The sequence below is a fragment of the Amycolatopsis sp. QT-25 genome (genome assembly GCF_029369745.1).
In the GTDB taxonomy this organism is placed as follows: domain Bacteria; phylum Actinomycetota; class Actinomycetes; order Mycobacteriales; family Pseudonocardiaceae; genus Amycolatopsis.
Map to the genome: position 1 here is coordinate 715,899 of NZ_CP120210.1, position 17,794 is coordinate 733,692.

The following is a 17,794-nucleotide window of genomic DNA, read 5'->3' on the forward strand; positions in this document are numbered from 1 at the left end:
AACGCAAGTCGATGGCAAGGTGGGGGCATGACCGGGGTTAAGGAGCTTCTGCAGGAGAAGGACCACGTCTTCCTCGATTTCGACGGTCCGGTGTGCGACGTGTTCGCCAGGTTGCCGTCGAGCGAGGTGGCGGACAGGCTCAAGCGCCTCGTCGGACCCGATCTGCCCGCCGACGTGCAGGCCTCCGCCGATCCGTTCGACGTGCTCCGATACGCGGCCTCGTGCGGGCCGAACACCGCGCACGTCGTCGAGCGGCAGCTCAACCGCCTGGAGGGAGAGGCCGTCGCCCTGATCTCGCCGACGCCCGGTATCGCGGAAGTCCTCCGCGAGTGGGTCGCGCAAGGGTTCAGCGTGACGATCGTGAGCAACAACTCCGTCGACGCGATCCGGTCCTTTCTCGCGCTGCACGAACTCGCCGAGCAGATTCGCCGGATCAGCGCACGGACGACGAGCGACCCCATGCGGTTGAAGCCGCAGCCGGCGCTCCTCGACGCGGCGGTGAGGGCTCTCGGTACTTCACCTCGGCAGTGCGTCATGGTCGGCGACTCGGCCGCGGACATCCTGGCCGCTCGCGCCGCCGGCGTCGCTTCGATCGCTCTCGCGACGACCCCGGCGAAGCGCAGGACTCTCGCGGCTCTCGGCCCGGATGTCCTGGTGACGGACGTGGCCGACTTGCGTTTAGCGGCCTAACCGCGATCCGGCGGAGCAAAACGGCCGGTCAGGCGCTCGGAGACGGAGATTTCACCGGGTGAGTGGACCCTCCTTGCGAAGCTGGCACTCACATGGCTAGAGTGCTAATCGCACGGCCCGAACACGCCCCGGCACCCGCGACGGCGGGGGTGGTAGGAGCCGTAACTCATCCTGCCAACGCTTTCGACGACCGTGGAGGTCAACCCGGTGAGCGTGAACATCAAGCCGCTCGAGGACAAGATCGTTGTCCAGACGAGTGAGGCCGAGGAGACGACCGCTTCCGGCCTCGTCATCCCCGACACCGCCAAGGAGAAGCCCCAGGAGGGCAAGGTTCTGGCCGTGGGCCCGGGCCGCATCGACGACAAGGGCAACCGTGTCCCGCTCGACGTTTCCGTCGGCGACGTCGTCATCTACTCCAAGTACGGCGGCACCGAAGTGAAGTACAACGGTGAGGACTACTTGATCCTCTCCGCCCGCGACGTGCTGGCCGTCATCAACTGACGTCCGCTCTCAGCGCATGACGCCCCGGGCCCCGCATTGCCGGGGAACGGGGCGTTCGTGTTTTCCGAGCTTTAGAACTGGAAGGTAAGCGGAACACGCCATGCCCAAGCAGATCAGTTTCGACGAGGACGCTCGTCGCGCGCTCGAGCGCGGGGTGAACAAGCTCGCCGACGCGGTCAAGGTCACCCTCGGCCCGCGCGGTCGCCACGTCGTGCTCGACAAGAAGTTCGGTGGCCCGACCATCACCCTCGACGGCGTCACCGTCGCTCGCGAGATCGAGCTCGACGACCCGTTCGAGAACCTCGGCGCCCAGCTCGCCAAGAGCGTCGCCACCAAGACCAACGACGTCGCCGGTGACGGCACCACGACCGCGACCGTGCTCGCGCAGTCGCTGGTGAAGGTCGGCCTGCGCAACGTCGCCGCCGGTGCCAACCCGACCGCGGTCGGCCGCGGTATCGAGGCCGCCGCGGAGAAGGTCATCGCGGTGCTCAAGGAGAAGGCGACCCCGGTCAAGGGCCGCGACAACATCGCCCAGGTCGGCACCGTCACCTCCCGTGACGCGGCCATCGGCGCCCTGCTCGGCGAGGCCGTCGAGCGGGTCGGCGAAGACGGTGTCATCACGATCGAGGAGTCGTCCACGCTGGCGACCGAGCTCGTGATCACCGAGGGTGTGCAGTTCGACAAGGGTTTCCTGTCGGCGCACTTCGCGACCAACCCGGAGGAGCAGAAGGCGATCCTCGAGGACGCCTACATCCTGCTGGTCCGCGAGAAGATCTCGGCGCTGGCCGACCTGCTCCCGGTGCTGGAGAAGGTCGTCGAGGCCAAGAAGCCGCTGCTGATCATCGCCGAGGACGTCGACGGCGAAGCGCTGTCGACCCTCGTGGTGAACTCGCTGCGCAAGACGATCACCGCCGTCGCGGTCAAGGCGCCGTTCTTCGGTGACCGCCGCAAGGCGTTCCTGGACGACCTCGCGGTCGTCACCGGCGGCGAGGTCGTCTCGGCCGAGATCGGGCACAAGCTGTCCGAGACCACGCTCGCCCAGCTGGGCAACGCCCGCCGGATCGTCGTCACCAAGGACGACACCACGCTCGTCGACGGTGCCGGTACCAAGGACGACATCGCCGCGCGCGTCGCGCAGATCCGCAAGGAGATCGAGAACACCGACTCCGACTGGGACCGCGAGAAGCTGCAGGAGCGGCTGGCGAAACTCGGCGGTGGTGTCGCGGTGATCAAGGTCGGCGCGGCCACCGAGACCGAGCTGAACGAGCGGAAGCACCGCATCGAGGACGCCGTGGCTTCGACCAAGGCGGCCGTCGAAGAGGGCATCCTGCCCGGCGGTGGCTCGGCGCTCGTGCACGCGGTCAAGGAGCTCGACGGCGGCCTCGGCCTTGAGGGCGACGAAGCGACCGGTGTGCGCATCGTCCGCGACGCGCTGTCCGCCCCGCTGTTCTGGATCGCGACCAACGCGGGCCACGAGGGTGCGGTCATCGTGAACAAGGTCCAGGAGCAGAGCTGGGGACACGGCTTCAACGCCGCCACCGGCGAGCTCACCGACCTGCTGGCCGCCGGCATCGTCGACCCGGTCAAGGTGACCAGGTCCGCGGTGGCGAACGCCGCTTCCATCGCCCGGCTCGTGCTCACGACGGAGAGCTCCGTCGTCGAGAAGCCGGTCGAAGAGGAGCCCGCCGCGGCCGGTCACGGCCACGCGCACTAGTTCCACCCCTCGAAGCGGGGCGGTACTCCACCGGGAGTGCCGCCCCGTTTCGCTGTCCCGGCCCCTTGTCAGAGCGACTTTCGCGGGCTAATCGCGATCCGAAGGCGGGGGAGCGCGACTGCGGGCGGAGCGACTTTCGCGGGCTAATCGCGCTCCGGTGGCCGGCGGCGCCGCGGCCGGGGCGGAGCGCGTTTAGCCCCCTAAACGCGCTCCGGTGACGTGGGCACCCAGGCCCGGCCGGAGCGACTTTCGCGGGCTAAACGCGCTCCGGTGGCCGCAGACGCGGAAGGGCGGCACCCCACCCGGATGCCGCCCTTCCGCGTCGCCGACTCGGCCGGATCAGCCGTTCGACATGCTCAATGTGCGCTTGTCCGCCTTGATGATGTGCTCGCGTTCCGATTCCGACAGCCCGCCCCAGATCCCGTACGGCTCGTGCACGGCGAGTGCGTGGTTCCGGCACATGGCCAGTACCGGGCAAGCCAGGCACACGGCTTTGGCCCTCGCCTCGCGACGGGCTCTGGCCGGCCCCCGCTCGCCGTCAGGGTGAAAGAAGGACGCGCTGTCCATGCCTCGGCACGATCCTTCGAGCTGCCAGTCCCATACATCGGCGTTGGGCCCCGGGAGCCTGCGTGTGTCCGCCATCCTGACCGCCTCCGTCATCCGGTCGAAGCGTTTACCTGCTCTGCTGCGCTGCGGATACTCCATTCGGTGCAACGGCGGTAACGTTAGAAGCGCGCCAATACTTGTTCAAGAGATTCGAGACGATTCAGCCGTTAGGCATCCCCCGGAGGTGTGAGCGGTACTTTCCGTTCCGGTTGCCCCGGTCCCTGCCTGCCTGGATATTGGGTCGAGTGGGATCTCGGATCAGCAGTGAAGAACCCACCCTGCCGGTGGCCTCGGTCGCTCGCCGGCTCGGGGTCGCACCGTCCACCCTGCGCACCTGGGACCGCAGATACGGCGTAGGACCGAGTCGCCACACCAACGGCCGTCACCGCCGCTACGGCAGCTCCGACATCGGCCGTCTCGAACTGATGCAGCGCGCGTTGCTCCGCGGCGCCTCGACGGCTGAAGCGGCGAAGTACGCGCTTGAACAGATGCCTCGGACAGCGACAACGCCTCTGGAGAGAGCCGTGGTCCGAGTGGAGGAGCAAGCCACCGCGGTGCCCGCCGACGATCAGGACGTCCCCTCCCGGCTCGCCAGGCGGTTGAGCATGGCCGCACTGGCGATGGACTTCGGCGCGGTTCAGCGCATGCTCGCCGACACGATCCGCGAACTCGGTGTGCTGCCGGCCTGGACCGGCGTCGTGTCGCCGGTACTGACGGCGCTCGGCGCGCGCTGGCGCGGTGTCAGCGCCGGCGCGGAGGTCGAGTATCTGCTCGCCGAGTGCGTGTACGCGGCCCTCGTCCGCGCGACGCCGGTGCTCCGCGAGCCGCGCAACCAACGGCCGGTCCTGCTCACCTGCGTGCCGGACGAGCGCGACAACCTGCCCATGTACGCGCTCGCCGCGGCACTCGCGGGACGCCGGATCGGCACTCAGCTGTTCGGCGCCTCCCTGCCCGCGGAGGTGCTCGCGGTGACGGTCCGCCGCAGCGTCCCGGCGGCGGTGGTGCTGTGGTCGGGACGGCGGGCGACCGCCGATCCGCGCCTGTTCGCCAGGGTGTCGCGCGGCCGTCAGCGCAGCCGGATGTTCGCCTGCGGTCCGGGCTGGGATCCCGCCGCGCTCCCGGACAAGATCGAACTGCTCGGGGAATTGACGACCGCCGCCGACCGGATCGAGCACGTTCTTGTCGGTGCGAGGCGATAGAAAGGACGCATGGAAGCGTCCCTGCGGTCCGCCGCGTTCGGCGACGGCGTGCCGCCGCCGGACCCCTTCGTGGTGCCCGCGTCGCCTCGTGGACGGCTGCTCGCCGCGATCGGGCTCGGTGCTCGCGGCCGGTACGCGGCGGCGGCCACGCTGCTGAACGGTTTGCGCGCGGGCGAGGATGCGGTGATCGCGTCGTTGGCCGCCAGCACGCTGGCGTCGCACCGGCGGCAGTTGGGCGGGCACGCGGCGGCGCTCGTTCTCGACGGTGAAGCGCTCGCGCTGGTGCTCTCGGAGCCTCGGGGTGAACCGGACCCCGACGGTCTGGACGCCGAGGGCGCGCGGGCGGACGCGCTCCTCGGTCTCGCGGCGGACAACCTCGGGCGCGGTCGGCTGACCGCTGCCCGGCGGCTGCTGGCCCGTGCGGGGGCGCACACCGGTGACTGGCGGACCGCGACCAGGGCCGGTTGGGTGAGCGCGGAAATCGAACTCGCGGGTAACACTTCCGCCGCGGGGATCGCACCTGCGGAAATGGCGCTGGAAACGGCGCTGGTGAGAAGTTCGGCCCGGCACGTCGTCAAATCACAGCTTGTACTCGGCGTGACGATCCGGAATGCCGGTACCGCCGGGTGGGACCACGCGAAAGCGCTGGTCGAGAGGGCGCGGGAATCCGCCGAGAAAAGCGAATTCAATTCACTTCTGTGGGTGGCGTGGCGCGTCTCGGCCGACTTCTCGGCAGGACACGCCGATGAGTATCGATTCAGAGGGGCCGAAGTGTTGCACGCAGTGTTACGGCACGCAGATCCTTGCGGGAGGCGGCTCGCACGGGAATCTCCGTGGGTCCCGCGCTGAGGGCGTCTAGCCTGTTGGAGGGCCCATTCCGGCAACCGGGCTAAAAACTTTCAAAAAAAGCCACCGGATCGTGTCAAGGTTCGGGCTAAAGCGTCCGATAGGGGAAGTGGAATGTCACCCGGCTGCAGGAAGGAAACCCCGTGACGACGGTCTTGATCTGCGACGACCGACGCAGTGTCCGCGAAGGGCTCACTCGAGTGATGTCCGCGGTCCCAGGGGTCAGTCGCATCGACTGCGTAGCGCACGGTGACGAGCTGCTGGCCCGGTACTCCCGCCAGCCGGTCGACGTCGTGCTGGTGGGAACCCAGCGCGCTGTCCCGACTGGCGTCGAAGCCACCCGGCGGCTCGTCTCGGCGAACCCCCAAGCGAACGTGATCGTGTTCGGCGCCCCGGACGACGCGGGCAGTATCGCCGCGGCCATCGCCGGCGGTGCCCGCGGCTACCTGCGTTGGGACGCTTCGCGTCCCGAGCTGGTCGCCGCACTGGCCCATACGCTCGCCAGCACCTCGGTGCCGGCGCCGCGTCAGCCGTCCGACCCCGGCGTCCAGCTCACCGAGCGCGAGCTCCAAGTGCTTCGCGGGATGAGCCAGGGCAAGAGCAACGGACAGATCGGCCGCGAGCTGTATCTGTCCGAAGACACCGTGAAGACCCACGCGCGCCGCTTGTTCCGCAAGCTCGGCGTTCGGGACCGCGCACAGGCGGTCGCCCACGGGTTCCGCCGTGGACTTGTTTCCTGACAACGCTTTCTTGATTTCATCGCTGAGATCGCACAACGGGTGACGAGCGGGCCGGGGTGTACCCCTGGCCCGTACCTGTGTTCCCTGTCACGCTTCGTGCCTTCATGTTCACCGTTCGGGCACGCCGGCCCGAGCGTGTCCGCCTCCGGGTGGACCGTCGTACCCCACTGCGTTCCGGCTCGTGGAAAGCTCGACCACGAGCGAAGGGGAAGCAAGACCCGGGTTCAGCGCGCTCGCCGGATGGGCGGCGCGCCGATGACGGCCGTCAGCGAAGTTGTCGGACCCGGGCGGTACGGTAGCTGTCACCGGTAGTGGTTTCCGAAGTCACACGCCGGACTCTTTGCACGCCTATACGTAACACTGGGACTGTTGTCTGCGATGGCCAATGTGGGGGACGGACTGGATGAGCCGGTCGCCGCTGCTGTTGAGGGTGATCCTCGAGCGGTCGAGCGGTTGCTGGCGGCCATCCGTCCTTTGGTAGTGCGGTACTGCCGCGCTCGGGTTGGCAGGCAGGAGCGTTCGTTCGCTTCCGCAGACGACGTTGCTCAGGAGGTGTGTCTCGCGGTGCTCACGGCATTGCCTTCGTACCGTGACCAGGGCCGCCCGTTCCTGGCCTTCGTCTACGGGATCGCCCAGCACAAGGTGGCCGACGCGCATCGCGCCGCGGCCCGCAACCGTGCCGAGCCGGTCGCCGAAGTCCCCGACGAGATCGAGGGCGGCGTCGGCCCCGAGCAGCGTGCCCTCCAGGGCGAGCTGAACGAGCGCATGTCACAGCTGCTGCGCGTACTTCCCGACAAACAGCGTGAGATCGTGGTTCTGCGGGTGGTCGTGGGGCTGTCCGCCGAAGAGACGGCCGAGGCCGTGGGGTCCACCCCCGGTGCCGTCCGGGTGGCCCAGCATCGCGCCCTCGCGCGCCTACGTAAGGTTCTGGCCGCTGAGGAGGTGATCTGAGTGACCGATCGCGACCATCGGTTCTCCCCTGGGACCGATCGTGAACTGACCGCTTTCGAAAGAGGGCTGACGCCCTCGGAAGCCGAGTTCGCCGCAGATCTGTCGGCCGTCCAGGCCGATGACGCGCTGCTCGACGCGCTCGGCGGCTCGGATCCGAAGATGGCCGACGACCTCGGCGATCAGGAGCTGAACGCGCTGCTGCTGGCCTGGCGGCGTGACATCGACAGCGAGCCGCTCGCGGAACTCGTCGACGTCGACACAGCCGTCGTCACCGTGAAGACCGCCGCGCTCGCCCGCAAACACGGGGGAAGACGCCGGCTGCTGGTCCCGGTGGCCGCCGCCGCGGCCGTCCTGGCCATCGCCTTCGCCGGTACCGGTCTCGCCGCGAAGGACGCGCAGCCTGGTGACACGCTCTGGGGACTGACCAAGGTGCTTTACGCCGACCACGCCCGGTCGGTCGAGGCCGCCGCGGCGGTCAAAATCGATCTCGAAAAGGCGAACCTGGCGCTCGCCGGTGGACGTCTCGACGACGCGCGCAAGGCGCTCGACGAGGCACAGGCCGCGCTGAGCCAGGTGACCGACGAAGAGAACCGCGACCAACTGCTCGAACAGCACCGCCAGTTGAGTGCTCAACTGCAGAACCCCGGACAGCCGCCGCTGCCGCCGGATCAGCAGTCGCCGTCGCAGACCCCGGTCGCGACCACGCCCAAGCAATCTCCGCAGCCCACTCCCGCGCCGACATCGCTGCCCGGAGGCGGTAATCCCGGCACGAGCCTGCCGGGCACCACGACTCCTTCGCCGACTCCGCCGACCTCGTCCAGCGAGCCACCGCCGCCCACGACGTCGACGACACCGCCGGCCTCGGGGAACGACCCGGGTGGCCCGCGGACCGACCCGACACCCGGTGCCGGAGCGCAGACGCCCGCCACGGGCGCGACGACGTAACCCCCCCGGAACGCCGAAGGGCCTGGTGAGATCACTCTCGCCAGGCCCTTCGTTATGTGCCTACTAATCGCCTTTAGCGGGCTGAACGCGATCAGTAGGCGCTCTCGTTGGCGGTGACACCGTCCGCGAAGCCACGGCAGTAGTCCCAGCTCACGTAGTCACCGGGGTTCGGATCGAAGGCGGGCTCGTGCGGCCGCATCCGGCCGTCGGCGAGCAACTGTTCGAGACTGGCGCGCAGGAGATGCCAGTCGTGATAGTGGGGTTCGTCGCATTCACCGCAGTCGACCACGATCCCGCGTACTCCGCGCGGTTCGAGAAGCGCTTGGTAGACGGCGAGATCGGAGAGATCGGCCAGCAACTCGGTGCGCTCTTCGTCGCTGATCGGCTCGTCGAGCCGGTCGGCGTCGTCGATGAACGCGCGGGCCGGGTCGTCCGGGTCATCCGCGAACGGGTCTGGGGGCAACGCATCTTGCGGCACGCCTGCACGCTACCGGGCGCCCACCCGGGCCGGGCGGCCGCCCGGCCCGGATATCATGAGGGGCAGGCCCCCGCCACCATGCCACCAGCCACGGCGGCTCCCCTCCATCACCGCCAGGAAGGCCCTTCGCCTGCTATGACCAGCGACAGCGTCACCGCCCCCGTCCCGAGCAAGTTCGCCATGCTCGGGCTGACCTTCGACGACGTGCTGCTGCTGCCGGCCGAGTCCGACGTGGTGCCCAGTGCGGTCAGCACCCGCACCCGGCTCTCCCGCAACGTCACCCTGAACATCCCGCTGGTCTCCGCCGCCATGGACACGGTCACCGAAGGCCGGATGGCGATCGCGATGGCGCGCCAGGGCGGCATGGGCGTGCTGCAGCGCAACCTGCCGATCGACGACCAGGCCGCCGCCGTCGAGGTCGTGAAGCGCTCTGAGGCGGGAATGGTGACCGACCCGGTCACGTGCTCGCCCGAGGACACCCTCGCCGAGGTCGACGCGCTGTGCGCGCGGTTCCGGATCTCCGGGGTGCCGGTGACGGACGCGGCCGGAAGCCTGGTGGGGATCATCACCAACCGCGACATGCGGTTCGAGGTCGACCACACCCGCCCGGTGCACGAGGTGATGACGAAACCGCCGTTGGTCACCGCGCAGGTCGGGGTCACCGCGGAGGCCGCGCTCGGCCTGCTGCGCCGCCACAAGATCGAGAAGCTGCCGATCGTCGACGGTGCCGGCAAGCTGCGCGGGCTGATCACGGTCAAGGACTTCGTCAAGACCGAGCAGTACCCCAACGCCTCCAAGGACACCAACGGCCGCCTGATCGTCGGTGCCGCCGTCGGCGTCGGCCCGGACGGGCACAAGCGCGCGATGGCGCTGGCCGACGCCGGGGTCGACGTGCTGATGGTGGACACCGCGCACGGGCACTCCCGCGCCGTCGTCGAGACCGTCGCGCTGCTGAAGAAGGAACTGGGCGACACCGTCGACATCGTCGGTGGCAACGTCGCGACCCGGGCCGGCGCGCAGGCGCTGGTGGACGCGGGCGCGGACGGGATCAAGGTCGGCGTCGGGCCCGGCTCCATCTGCACCACCCGCATCGTCGCCGGCGTCGGCGTGCCGCAGATCTCCGCGATCTACGAGGCCGACCAGGCGGCGCGTCCGGCCGGAATCCCCGTGATCGGCGACGGCGGCATCCAGTACTCCGGCGACATCGCGAAGGCGATCGCGTCCGGCGCGTCCACCGTGATGCTCGGCAGCCTGCTCGCGGGCACCGCCGAATCGCCCGGTGACCTGATCCTGGTCAACGGCAAGCAGTTCAAGACCTACCGCGGGATGGGCTCGCTGGGCGCCATGCAGTCGCGTGGACAGGCGAAGTCCTACTCGAAGGACCGCTACGCGCAGGACGACGTGCTGAGTGAGGACAAGCTGGTCCCCGAGGGCATCGAGGGACGGATCCCGTTCCGCGGGCCGCTCGCGAACGTCGTCCACCAGCTGGTGGGCGGGCTGCGGTCGGGGATGGGCTACGCGGGCGCGTCGACGATTCCCGAGCTGCAGGAGGCGCAGTTGGTGCGGATCACCGCGGCGGGACTCAAGGAGAGCCACCCGCACGACATCACGATGACCGTCGAGGCGCCGAACTACACCACCCGGTAGTCCGCCCTTGAGGACACCGAGCTGACCGGCCGCGGCCAGTGGCGCGGGTCGGACGGGGTGGTCTCGCGGGAGAAGTCGAAGGTGATCATCGTCGTGTACCCGTTCAGCGACCGCGAGATCGAGGAAATCCGGACCGGCTCCAGGAAGGCCTCCGGCCCCACCCGAGCGCCTTTAGCGGGCTAAACGTGAAACGGGTGGGGCGTATGGGGCAGGTGGGACTTCGAGGCCGGTTTGGGTGCCCCGTGCGCAGGTCACCCACGCGGCCTAGCGACAATGGGGTGTAACGGTCGTCGGTGAGAAGGGACTTGACGTGCGGGATCTGGTCGAGATCGGCATGGGCCGCACCGCGCGGCGGGCGTATGACCTCGATGACGTAGAGGTCGTGCCGTCGCGGCGCACCCGGTCGTCATCGGTCGTGTCCACCGCCTGGCAGATCGACGCGTACCGGTTCGAGCTGCCGCTGGTCACCCACCCCACCGACGCGATCGTGTCGCCGGGAACCGCGGTGGCAGTCGGCGAGCTCGGCGGGCTGGGCGTCCTTAACGCCGAAGGGCTGTGGGCGCGGCACCCGAACGTCGAGGACGCGATCTTCCGCCTCGTCCGGGCGGCCGAGGACACCGAGGATCCGACCGCGGTCGTGCGTGAGCTGCAGGAACTGCACTCCGCCCCGATCCGGCTGGACCTGCTGAGCGAGGCGATCAAGACCGTCCGCGAGTCCGGGGTCACGGTGGCCGCGCGGGTCAGTCCGCAGCACGCCGCCGAGCTCACGCCGGACCTGCTCGCGGCGGGCGTCGAGATCCTCGTCGTGCAGGGCACGATCATCTCCGCCGAGCACGTCCAGCGGGACGCCGAGCCGCTGGACCTGAAGGACTTCATCGGACGGCTCGACGTCCCGGTGATCGCCGGCGGCGTCAGCGACTACCGCACCGCGATGCACCTGATGCGCACCGGCGCGGCAGGCGTCATCGTCGGCCACGGGGCCAGCCGCGGCGTGACGAGCACCGACAGCGTGCTCGGGATCGGAACGCCGATGGCGACCGCGATCGTCGACGCCGCGGCCGCGCGCCGCGACTACCTCGACGAGACCGGTGGCCGGTATGTCCACGTGCTCGCCGATGGCGGGATGAGCGTGTCCGGCGACATCGCCAAGGCCATCGCCTGCGGTGCCGACGCGGTCATGCTGGGCGCGCCGCTGGCCGCCGCCTCCGAGGCGCCGGGGCAGGGGCTGTACTGGACGTCGGCGGCCGCGCACCCGTCGCTGCCGCGTTCGCGTGTGGCGCTGGGGCCGGACTACGCCGTCGACCTCAAGACGCTACTTTTCGGGCCGTCCTCGGACGCCGAGGGTGTCGTCAACCTCTTCGGCGCGCTTCGCCGCGCGATGGCGAAGACGGGCTACTCGGACCTGAAAGAGTTCCAGCGGGTGGGCCTGACCGTCCGCCGCTGACGCTCGCTTCCCGGCCCGGATCGCGTTTAGCCCGCTAAACGCGATCCGGGCCGTTTTGCATGCTCACGTGCCCCAGGAGTCACAGCAGCCCCAGGCGTCTCTCCTGTGTCGCGTTTAGCCCGCTAAAGTCGCTCAGGTGGGGCGGGGGCGGTAGTGGGCCGAGCCGAGTGCCCGGGCGATCTTTCGCTGGAGGTCCCGCAGGATCGGGAGGGTTTCGTCGTCCGCGAAGCCTGTGCTGGTCGACCAGTCCATCCCGGAGCCGAAGACGTCACTGGCGAACACGATCTCGGTGGCGATCAGGGTCTTGCGCCACTCCGAGGCGCGTAGCGGTTCTTCGTCGGCCAGTGCCGCGCGCAACCTTCGCGCTTGCTCGAGGAGGTCGGGCACGTCCTCGAAACCCATCGCGACGGCGAGTTCGTCGGTGCAGGCGGCCGGTCCACCCCATTCCGCCAGGCCACAGCGCAGCACCGTGCGCTCGTCACGCGTCAAGTCGATCGCCATCGGGGCATCCGTATCCACCGGTCGATGATGCCTCAGCCGCGTTCGCGCATCCGGGTGGAACATAACTGGCCGGTAACTTACCTCTGGTCAGAAGTGGTGGCCGAGGTTACAGTCGAAGGTGTGACTGCCAGTAACACCACCACTGAAGACGACTTCGACTACGACGTGATCGTCGTCGGTTCCGGGTTCGGCGGGAGTGTCGCCGCCCTTCGCCTGACCGAGAAGGGCTACCGCGTCGCCGTCATCGAGGCGGGCCGCCGCTTCGCGGACGACGAGTTCGCGAAGACGTCCTGGGACCTTCGCCGCTACGTCTGGGCGCCTCAGGTCGGCTGCTTCGGCATCCAGCGCATCCACATGCTCAAGGACGTCATGGTGCTCGCCGGCGCGGGCGTCGGCGGCGGCTCGCTGGTCTACGCGAACACGCTGTACCGCCCGCTGAAGCCGTTCTACGTCGACCCGCAGTGGTCCCACATCACCGACTGGGAGTCCGAACTCGGTCCGCACTACGACCAGGCCAGCCGCATGCTGGGCGTCGTCACCAACCCCAGCGTCACGCCGTCGGACGTCGTGATGAAGGGCGTCGCCGAAGACATGGGCGTGGCCGACTCGTACCACCCGACGCCGGTCGGCGTGTACTTCGGCAAGCCGGGGGAGCGCGCCGAGGATCCGTACTTCGGCGGCGCGGGCCCGGCGCGCACCGGCTGTACCGAATGCGGCGCCTGTATGACCGGCTGCCGCGTCGGCGCCAAGAACACGCTGGTCAAGAACTACCTGTACCTCGCGGAGAAGGACGGCGCGAAGGTCGTCCCGCTCACCACCGTGAGCGCGATCAGCCCGCTGAACGCAGGTGGGTACGAGGTGAGCATCAAGAAGACCGGGACCACCTCGCGCAGGTTCCGGCACAAGCTCACCGCCGCGCACGTGGTGCTCGCCGCCGGCACGTGGGGCACGCAGAACCTGCTCCACGGCATGCGCGACACCGCCAAGCTGCCGAAGCTGTCGCCGCGCCTCGGTGAGCTGACCCGCACCAACTCCGAGGCCATCATCGGCGCCGCCCGCACCTCCGTCGACGAGGAACGGAACTTCAGCCGAGGTGTCGCGATCACGTCGTCGATCCACCCCGACGACAACACGCACATCGAGCCCGTCCGCTACGGCAAGGGCAGCAACGCGATGAGCCTGCTCCAGACCATCGCCACCGAAGGCGATTCGGCGGTCCCGCGCTGGCGTCAGGCCGTGAACTTCATGGTCAAGCACCCCGTCCAGACCGTGAAGCTGCTCAACGGCTACCGCTGGAGCGAGCGCACGGTGATCCTGCTGGTGATGCAGAGCCTCGACAACTCCATCACCACCTACACCAAGCGCGGGCTCTTCGGCCGCCGCAAGTACACCTCCAAACAGGGCCACGGCGAGCCGAACCCCAGCTTCATCCCCGCCGGGCACGCGGCCAACCTCCGCACCGCCGAGCGCATCGGCGGGATGGCGGGCGGCACCTGGGGGGAGATCTTCGACATCCCGCTGACGGCGCATTTCATCGGCGGCGCCCCCATCGGCACCTCCCCCGACAACGGCGTGATCGATCCGTACCACCGCGTCTTCAACTACCCCGGCTTGTCCATCGTGGATGGTTCGGCGATCACGGCGAACCTCGGCGTGAACCCTTCGCTGACCATCACCGCGCAGGCCGAGCGGGCCTTCTCGTTCTGGCCCAACAAGGGTGAGCGGGACAGCAGGCCGGCACAGGACTCACCGTACGCGCGGCTGGAGCCGATCGCACCGAAGAACCCGGCCGTTCCGGCGGACGCGCCGGCGGCGCTTCGGCGGTAACTTGGGGGCGTGACAGCCTCCGAACGGGCACTCGCCCTGCTGAACCGAGTCCGCGCCCTGCACGACGAATGGGAGCGCGTCGTGCGCGGGATGGACGAGGAGGCCGTGCGCGGCCCCAGCGCGCTGCCCGGCTGGACGCGGGCGCATCTGCTGTCCCACCTCGCGCGTAACGCCGACGGCCTGGTCAACCTGCTCACCTGGGCGAAATCGGGCGTCGAAACACCGATGTACCTCGGTGAAACGGTCAGGGACCGCGACATCGAGAAGGGGGCGTACCGGTCCGTCGAGGAGATCGCCGAGGACGTCGTCGGCTCCGCCGCGCGTTGGGTCGAGGTCGCCGAGAGCCTGCCGGACGACGCGTGGCAGGCCAGGGTGCGGGCCAGGCAGGGGCGTGAGATCCCGGCGGAGTTCGTGCTCTGGCTCCGCCTCTCCGAGACCTCGATCCATCTCGCCGATCTCGACCTCGGCTACGATTTCGCCCGCGTCGCCGAGCTGCTCGGCGACGAGTTCGACACCGTCGTCGGCAACGCCATCGGAATGTACGGCGGCGAACTGCCCGCCGTGCTCCTGGTCGCCGCCGAAGACGACGGGTATCGCCACGAGTGGCGGATGAGCGAAGGGGAACTGACGACGCTGACCGGGACCCGCGGCGAAGTGCTCGCCTGGATCACCGGCCGCAGCGATGGATCCTCTTTGGACGGTACCGTGCCGACGCTCCCGCGCTGGCTGTGACGGCACCGTGGAAGAGGAAAGCATGCACACCTTCGGGGGTGGGGCCGCAACCTGCCCGTCCCTCGGGCGTCCAACGGGCATGAAGCTGGAGAGAAGGGCGTTCCTCAAGCTCGCCGGCGCGACCGTGGCGGGGGCGGCCGCGACGGCGTGTTCCGCCGCGCCTCCCGCGCAGGCGCCCAGTTCGGCGCCCGGTACGCCCTTGCCGCCGAGCACCAGCGTCACGCCGCCGTCCGGCCCGCCGGACTGGGCCGCGCTGCGGAACAAGGTCTCCCTGCTGCTGCCGGGGGATTCCGGTTACGACAACGCCAAGCGTGTGTTCAATCCGGCCTTCGACGGTCTCAACCCCGCCGCTCTCGCGAAATGCGCCAAACCCGAAGACGTGCAAGCCGCCGTCTCCGCCGCCGCGCGGCGGGTTCCCATCGCCGCGCGCGGTGGCGGGCACAGCTACGCCGGTTACTCGGTTCCCGACGGTGGCTTGATGATCGACCTCGGCGAAATGTCCTCAGTGGACGTTCAAGGGGACCGGGTCGTGATCGGTGCGGGCGCGAAGCTGAAGGACGTCTACGCCACGCTCGGCGGCTCGGGACGTTGCCTGCCGGCGGGTTCGTGTCCCAGTGTCGGAATCGCCGGGCTGACGCTCGGGGGCGGAATCGGCGTGCTCGCCCGTAAATACGGCCTCACCTGTGATCATCTGGTGTCCGCGCGTATCGTCACGGCGGACGGGCAACTCCGGACGGCGTCGGCGGATTCCGAACCGGAACTGTTCTGGGCGTTGCGTGGCGGGGGAGGCGGCAATTTCGGTGTCGTCACCTCGTTCACCTTCCGCACGGATCCGGCGCCGCCGGTGGTTTCGGTGTTCTCCCTGCACTTTCCGGCAGGCAGCGCGGACGACGTCGTCGCCGAATGGCAGCGCTGGCTTCCCGGAGCGCCGCCGGAGTTGTGGGCGAACGTCGTGCTGTCCGGTGGGTCCTCGGTCGGTGTACGTGTTTCCGGTTGCTACGTCGGCGATTCCGCTTCTTTGGGCAAATTACTGGACGGATTCTCCGGTGGGACGCGTTCGGTCAAGCAACTCGACTATCTCGGCGCGATGAAGTACTTCTCCGGCGGTGAGAGTCGGCAGTCCTTCGCGGCCTCTTCGCGGATCCTCAATGAACCGGTGGAACCCGCCAAGCTGACGTCCGTCCTCAAGGGCAGGAGCGGAATGGACCTGCTGGTCGACGGTCTCGGCGGCGCGGTCGCCGATCTCGCCCCGGACGCCACCGCGTTCTGGCATCGGAAGGCGCTCGGCAGTGTGCAGATCTACGCTCAAGCGGACACCGGTAACCGGTCCGCGGCAACGGATTCCGTCGCGGAAGTGGTGACGGGGCTCGGCCTGGGCGGGGGCTACGTCAACTACATCGACCCCGCCCTGCCCGACTGGATGACGGCCTACTACGGCGGCAACGCCCCTCGCCTCAAGCAGGTGGCGAAAACCTACGACCCGGACAAGGTGTTCGGCTTCGCGCAGGCCGTCACCCCGGACTAGAGGTCGATGCCGGTGAAGACGGTGACCCGTTCTTCGGTGAGGTCGTGCATCGCGGCGAGGACGCCTTCCCTGCCGACACCCGATCCCTTGACGCCGCCGTACGGCATTTGGTCCGCGCGGTAGCTCGGGACGTCGCCGATGATCACGCCGCCGACTTCGAGTTCCGTCGACGCGTAGAAGGCGAGATGCACGTCGCGGGTGAACACTCCGGCCTGCAAGCCGTAGGCGGATTCGTTGACCGAGGCGAAAGCCTCGTCGACACCGTCCACAATGGACATAGCGAGCACCGGCCCGAAGATCTCCTCCGCCCAGGCCTTCGTGGACGGTGGCACGTCGGTGAGCACGGTCGGCTCCACCGTCGCGCCTTCTCGGTTGCCGCCGGTGAGGATCTTCGCGCCCGCGGCGACGGCCTCGTCGATCCAGGCGACGATCCGCTGCGCGGCGGCCTCGTCGACGACCGGGCCCACGTCGGTGTTCTTGTCGTACGGGTCACCGGTGCGCTGTGCCCGCACGGCTTCCACCAAGGCGGGCACGAATTCCTCGGCGACCTCACGTTCGACGACGACCCGTTGCACGGCGATGCAGGACTGCCCGGCCTGGTAGTTGCCGAAGGTCGCGATGCGCTCCGCGGCGCCTTCCGGATCCGGCCAGTCGCGCAGGACGACGGCGGCCGCGTTGCCGCCGAGTTCGAGCACCACGTGCTTACGCGGCGCGGCGTCCGCCAGCGACCAGCCGACCGGACCCGAACCGGTGAACGAAACGACCGGCAACCGAGGATCCGAGACCAGCGCCGAGGTCTCCTCGTTGCCGAGCGGCAGCACCGAGAACGCGCCTTCCGGCAGGTCCGTCTCGGCCAGGATCTCACCGAGGATCAGCGCGGACAGCGGCGTGCGCGGCGCGGGTTTGACGATGATCGGCGCGCCGACCGCGAGCGACGGCGCGACCTTGTGCGCCACCAGGTTCAGCGGGAAGTTGAACGGTGCGATACCCAGCACCGGGCCGCGCGGAACGCGGCGAGTGAGCGCCAGCCTGCCTTCCCCCGCCGGGTCGGTGTCCAGGCGCTGCAGGTCGCCGCTGAACCGGCGGGCCTCCTCGGCGGCGATCCGGAACACCGACACCGCGCGCCGCACCTCGGCGTCGGCCCACTTGAGCGGTTTGCCGTTCTCGGCGGTGATGACCTCGGCGATCTCCTCGGCCCGGCCGGCGATGACCCGCGAAACGTGGTCGAGTGCCGCGGCCCGGCTGTGCGCCGAAGACCGGCGGAACTCCTTCGCGACGCTCGCCGCCGCGCTCACCGCCCGTTCGACCTGCTCCGGTCCGGGCACCGCGATGGTGGCGACTTCGCTGCCGTCGTAGGGATGGTGCACGGTGACCGTCGAAGCGCCCTGCTCGGGGCGTCCGGCGATCCAGGCCGGGCGCGGCTCCGTGGTGATCTCGTCCATGAGTGA

18 protein-coding genes are annotated in these 17,794 nt (G+C 69.2%); 14 read left to right on the forward strand and 4 right to left on the reverse strand.

What is annotated here, in order from left to right; all coding sequences use genetic code 11:
* Positions 1-27 precede the first annotated feature (27 nt).
* The 3 genes from P3102_RS03590 (at position 28) to groL (ending at position 2,905) form a co-directional block, all read left to right on the forward strand.
* Entirely contained in the window at positions 28-690 is a 663-nt protein-coding gene (locus tag P3102_RS03590; RefSeq protein ID WP_276366489.1) for an HAD-IA family hydrolase, read from the forward strand.
* 207 nt (positions 691-897) lie between these two features.
* Complete coding sequence (gene groES / locus P3102_RS03595; RefSeq protein ID WP_007031106.1) at positions 898-1,191, forward strand: co-chaperone GroES; 294 nt, start codon at positions 898-900, stop codon at positions 1,189-1,191.
* A gap of 100 nt (positions 1,192-1,291) precedes the next feature.
* On the forward strand, positions 1,292-2,905 hold the full coding sequence (groL, locus tag P3102_RS03600) for a chaperonin GroEL (protein ID WP_276366492.1): 1,614 nt from the start codon (positions 1,292-1,294) through the stop codon (positions 2,903-2,905).
* A 339-nt stretch (positions 2,906-3,244) separates the two neighbouring features.
* Here the strand turns inward: groL and P3102_RS03605 are convergent, their stop codons facing one another.
* Positions 3,245-3,565, reverse strand: a complete 321-nt coding sequence (locus P3102_RS03605; RefSeq protein ID WP_007031108.1) for a WhiB family transcriptional regulator — start codon at positions 3,563-3,565, stop codon at positions 3,245-3,247.
* Positions 3,566-3,795: 230 nt separating this feature from the next.
* On the opposite strand from P3102_RS03605, the gene P3102_RS03610 reads away from it, so the two are divergent.
* The 5 genes from P3102_RS03610 to P3102_RS03630 all read left to right on the forward strand — a co-directional run bounded on the left by P3102_RS03610 (position 3,796) and on the right by P3102_RS03630 (position 8,192).
* Entirely contained in the window at positions 3,796-4,710 is a 915-nt protein-coding gene (locus P3102_RS03610) for a MerR family transcriptional regulator (RefSeq protein WP_276371608.1), read from the forward strand.
* A gap of 9 nt (positions 4,711-4,719) precedes the next feature.
* The gene (locus P3102_RS03615; protein ID WP_276366494.1) at positions 4,720-5,559 is read left to right on the forward strand and encodes a hypothetical protein; all 840 of its coding nucleotides are present in this window, start codon (positions 4,720-4,722) and stop codon (positions 5,557-5,559) included.
* Between the two features lie 140 nt (positions 5,560-5,699).
* Positions 5,700-6,296 (forward strand): response regulator transcription factor, encoded by a 597-nt coding sequence (locus P3102_RS03620; protein WP_003073605.1) that lies wholly within the window; start codon positions 5,700-5,702, stop codon positions 6,294-6,296.
* A gap of 378 nt (positions 6,297-6,674) precedes the next feature.
* Positions 6,675-7,247, forward strand: coding sequence for a sigma-70 family RNA polymerase sigma factor (locus P3102_RS03625; protein WP_276371610.1), 573 nt, complete (start codon positions 6,675-6,677; stop codon positions 7,245-7,247).
* On the forward strand, positions 7,248-8,192 hold the full coding sequence (locus tag P3102_RS03630) for an anti-sigma-D factor RsdA (RefSeq protein WP_276366496.1): 945 nt from the start codon (positions 7,248-7,250) through the stop codon (positions 8,190-8,192).
* A 91-nt stretch (positions 8,193-8,283) separates the two neighbouring features.
* On the opposite strand, the gene P3102_RS03635 is transcribed toward P3102_RS03630, so the two are convergent.
* On the reverse strand, positions 8,284-8,670 hold the full coding sequence (locus tag P3102_RS03635) for a DUF5319 domain-containing protein (RefSeq protein ID WP_005166667.1): 387 nt from the start codon (positions 8,668-8,670) through the stop codon (positions 8,284-8,286).
* A gap of 135 nt (positions 8,671-8,805) precedes the next feature.
* On the opposite strand from P3102_RS03635, the gene guaB reads away from it, so the two are divergent.
* The 3 genes from guaB to P3102_RS03650 all read left to right on the forward strand — a co-directional run bounded on the left by guaB (position 8,806) and on the right by P3102_RS03650 (position 11,761).
* On the forward strand, positions 8,806-10,317 hold the full coding sequence (gene guaB / locus P3102_RS03640) for an IMP dehydrogenase (protein ID WP_125680005.1): 1,512 nt from the start codon (positions 8,806-8,808) through the stop codon (positions 10,315-10,317).
* A gap of 57 nt (positions 10,318-10,374) precedes the next feature.
* Positions 10,375-10,500 carry a hypothetical protein gene (locus P3102_RS03645; protein ID WP_276366498.1) on the forward strand — a complete coding sequence of 42 codons (126 nt, stop codon included), beginning with the start codon at positions 10,375-10,377 and terminating at the stop codon, positions 10,498-10,500.
* A 127-nt stretch (positions 10,501-10,627) separates the two neighbouring features.
* On the forward strand, positions 10,628-11,761 hold the full coding sequence (locus tag P3102_RS03650) for a GuaB3 family IMP dehydrogenase-related protein (RefSeq protein WP_276366500.1): 1,134 nt from the start codon (positions 10,628-10,630) through the stop codon (positions 11,759-11,761).
* A gap of 132 nt (positions 11,762-11,893) precedes the next feature.
* Here the strand turns inward: P3102_RS03650 and P3102_RS03655 are convergent, their stop codons facing one another.
* Complete coding sequence (locus P3102_RS03655) at positions 11,894-12,262, reverse strand: hypothetical protein (protein ID WP_276366502.1); 369 nt, start codon at positions 12,260-12,262, stop codon at positions 11,894-11,896.
* Positions 12,263-12,382: 120 nt separating this feature from the next.
* Between P3102_RS03655 and P3102_RS03660 the strand changes: the two genes are divergently transcribed.
* From P3102_RS03660 to P3102_RS03670, 3 genes are all read left to right on the forward strand, one after another.
* Positions 12,383-14,089, forward strand: a complete 1,707-nt coding sequence (locus P3102_RS03660; RefSeq protein WP_276366503.1) for a GMC family oxidoreductase — start codon at positions 12,383-12,385, stop codon at positions 14,087-14,089.
* Positions 14,090-14,098: 9 nt separating this feature from the next.
* Complete coding sequence (locus P3102_RS03665) at positions 14,099-14,821, forward strand: maleylpyruvate isomerase N-terminal domain-containing protein (protein WP_276366505.1); 723 nt, start codon at positions 14,099-14,101, stop codon at positions 14,819-14,821.
* Between the two features lie 79 nt (positions 14,822-14,900).
* Entirely contained in the window at positions 14,901-16,346 is a 1,446-nt protein-coding gene (locus P3102_RS03670) for an FAD-binding oxidoreductase (RefSeq protein ID WP_276366506.1), read from the forward strand.
* On the opposite strand, the gene P3102_RS03675 is transcribed toward P3102_RS03670, so the two are convergent.
* A complete protein-coding gene (locus P3102_RS03675) occupies positions 16,343-17,788 on the reverse strand; it encodes an aldehyde dehydrogenase family protein (protein ID WP_276366507.1) in 1,446 nt (481 codons plus the stop codon). The genes P3102_RS03670 and P3102_RS03675 overlap by 4 nt on opposite strands.
* Positions 17,789-17,794: the final 6 nt, after the last annotated feature.